General features: G+C 75.1%; 3 protein-coding genes. 2 read left to right on the top strand and 1 reads right to left on the bottom strand.

Annotated elements, in window-relative coordinates; genetic code table 11:
* Window positions 1-97: 97 nt before the first annotated feature.
* Window positions 98-1,267, bottom strand: coding sequence for a Kelch repeat-containing protein (locus PPSIR1_RS41240; protein ID WP_006977293.1), 1,170 nt, complete (start codon window positions 1,265-1,267; stop codon window positions 98-100).
* A gap of 144 nt (window positions 1,268-1,411) precedes the next feature.
* On the opposite strand from PPSIR1_RS41240, the gene PPSIR1_RS41245 reads away from it, so the two are divergent.
* On the top strand, window positions 1,412-1,792 hold the full coding sequence (locus PPSIR1_RS41245) for a DUF3253 domain-containing protein (RefSeq protein WP_006977294.1): 381 nt from the start codon (window positions 1,412-1,414) through the stop codon (window positions 1,790-1,792).
* Window positions 1,789-2,907: cryptochrome/photolyase family protein (locus tag PPSIR1_RS41250; protein ID WP_006977295.1), on the top strand; the 1,119-nt coding region annotated here is incomplete at its 3' end. The genes PPSIR1_RS41245 and PPSIR1_RS41250, both read left to right, overlap by 4 nt.

Here is a 2,907-nt window from a genome sequence, read left to right on the forward strand (position 1 = left end):
GGCCGGAAACCGGTGAGCCTACCGTGTCCCATGTGGGATCGTAGCGAGCCACGCGCTCCACGGATGCTCGAGCTTCACCCTAACTGCTTCGGCCAACTCAGCGGAATACGTGGACCGTCGCCACGCGGTCCATGCCGACGCGGCCGCCGATGAGCAGGGCCGGCCCGTCGGCGTAGAGCGCCCCCGCGTGGCCGTCGCGGGTCCCGAAGCTGACCTCGCTCCCCGGCACGGGCGTGACCGTGCCCGCCGCGGGGTCGACCAGGTCCACCCCCGGCGCGTCGTCGAGCTCGGGCGAGAGCGCGACGAGCCCTCCGCTGACCAGCGCCCGACCGTCGGACAGGGGCGTGACGAGGTGCTCGGCGCGGTTGATCGCGCCCGCCTCTCCGGTCAGCGCCCGGACCTCGCCGCTGGCCGTGTAGACGACCCCGAGGGTCCCGACGCCCCCAGGCTCGACCCCCGCGGCGTCGCCGATGACGAGGACGTCTCCGGACGCCAGCGCGGCGACCGTGGCCTCGCGCCCGAAGGCCGCGGGCAGGTCGACGCTGGTGAAGCTCTGGCTGCTCGGGTCGTAGATGTCGAGGGCCGGCGCCGCCTCATCCGTGGCCTCGTCGAGGGCCCCGCCCAGGACCACGCGCCCGTCGGGCAACGCGGCGCAGTCGAGGTCCAGGGCGTAGCGGTGGCTGGGCGCGCCGCCGAGGCTCTCGTAGCTGCCCGTGTCCGGGTCGATGGAGGCGACGGTGCAGCCGCTCGACTCGCAGTCGTCGATGATCAGCACGCGGTCCTCGGGCGTGGCCACGGCGCAGTGGCCGACCAGGTTGAAGTCGAGGCTCCCGGGGGCGCTCAGGCTCTCCGAGGCCGGATCCCACACCTCGACCCCGAAGGCCGGGCTGGGCGCGCCGACGTGCGTGGTCCCGCCGACGATCACCACCCGGCCGTCGGACAGCGCCGTCGCCGTGTGCCCGGCCCGGGGCTCGGCGAGGGAGGCCCCGCGCACGAAGGCGTCCCCTTCCCAGACCGCGACCTCGGCCACGTAGGAGTCGAGCTGCATGGACGAGGGCGTCGCCAGGGTCCCGCCGACCACGAGCACGCGCCCGTCGGGCAGGGCCGTGGCGGTGTGTTGAAAGCGGGGCTCGACGAGGGGGTCGAGGCTGTCGAGGGCGTCCTCGTAGACGTAGGCCTCGCCGTCGGAGCCGTCGTCCGAGGGGCAGCCGAGGATCGTCAGCGAGGTGCAGGCGAGGACGAGCCAGTGCGCGGTGCGGGGGGCCATCGGCCGCATCCTACCCGAGCCGGCACCCGGAGGCGCGACGCCGACGCAGGGCGTCCGCGGTCGAGGGCTCCGAGCCGCCCGGGCCCCGTCCACCGTCAGCGCCCCCGGGCGTGCCGACGCCCACGCAGCTGCTAAGCGCAGGGGGTGAGCGGTCGAGCGCCAAAGACCTGTGCCCGCTGCGGCCGAACCATCGAGTGGCGCAAGAAGTGGGCGACCAACTGGGAGTCGGTGCGCTACTGCTCCGCCGCGTGCAGGGCCCGGCGCGTGCGCGACTCGGACCGCCGCCTCGAGCAGGCCATCCTCGCGCTCCTCGACGCCCGCGCCCGCGGTGCGTCGATCTGCCCGTCCGAGGTCGCCCGGGCCCACGCCCCCGAGGACTGGCGCCCGCTCATGGAGCCGGTCCGCTGCGCGGCGCGGCGCCTGGTCGCGGCCGGGGCCGTCGAGATCACCCAGCGCGGCCGCGTGGTCGACCCGTCCACCGCCCGCGGGCCCATCCGCATCCGCGCGAGCCGAGGCCGGCGATGACCGCCGCCTTCGAGGCAGCCCTGCGCGCCGCCGAGCGCGAGCACCCGACGACGGGGCCCGCCTCGCGCCCGCGGCAGTGGTTCTACGTCCCCTACGACCAGCTCAGCCACCGCTACGGGCCGTGGACCCGCGTCGAACCCGAGCGCCTCGGCCTGGTGTTCGTCGAGTCCATGTGGAAGGCCGAGCGCCGCCCGGTGCACCGCCAAAAGCTCGCGCTCATCCTCGCCAACCAGCGCCACTTCGCGGTCGAGATGGCCCGCCGGGGCGCGAGGATCGACTACCGCATCACCCGCGAGCGCTACGCCCCTGCCCTCGCCGCCGTCGTGGCCGAGCGCGGACCCCTGGCCATGATGCGCCCCGCCGAGCGCGAGCTCCGGGCCGACCTCGCGCAGCTGGTCCGGCAGGGCGCGCTCGAGGTCCGGAGCCACGAAGGCTGGCTGACCAACCCCGCGCAGTTTCGCCGCGCGTGTCCCGAGCCGCCGTGGCGCATGGTCGACTTCTATCGCCACGTCCGCCGCGACACCGGAATACTCATGGACGGCGCTCCGCCTGGGCGAGCGCGCGGCGGCAAGCTGTCCTTCGACGCCGACAACCGCGAGCCCTGGCGCGGCGACCCGCCGGCCCCTGCCCTGCCCCGCTTCGAGCCCGACGCCATCACCCGCGAGGTCGGCGAGCTGATCGAGGCTCGCTTCGCCCACCACCCCGGGCGCCTCGATCTCGGCGCCCTGCCGGCGACCCAGGCCGACGCCGAGCGCACCCTCGCCTGGGCCCTCGACCGCTGCCTCGAGCACTTTGGACCCTACGAGGACGCCATGAGCGCGACGCAGCGCAACCTCTTCCACACCCGGCTGAGCCCCCTGCTCAACATCGGCCGGCTGGGCCCGCGCCAGGTCCTCGACGCCGCCCTGGCCCGCGAAGACCGGGTCCCCCTCAACAGCCTCGAGGGCTTCGTCCGCCAGCTGCTCGGCTGGCGAGAGTTCGTCCACCACGTCCACGAGGCGACCGACGGCTTCCGCCGCCTCCCCGACGGCAAGGTCCCCGTCGCTCCCGATCCCGACGACGGCGGCTGGTCGACCTGGGCGGGGCGCGACTGGCCCTCCCCCTCTAGTACCGCG

Origin of the sequence: Plesiocystis pacifica SIR-1 (assembly GCF_000170895.1) — a bacterium.
GTDB classification, from domain to species: Bacteria; Myxococcota_A; Polyangia; order Nannocystales; family Nannocystaceae; genus Plesiocystis; species Plesiocystis pacifica.

What these genes read in the sequence shown, in the direction of transcription:
- PPSIR1_RS41240 (WP_006977293.1), bottom strand. Translation starts at nt 1,267, where the DNA reads ATGGCCCCCCGCACCGCGCACTGGCTCGTCCTCGCCTGCACCTCGCTG.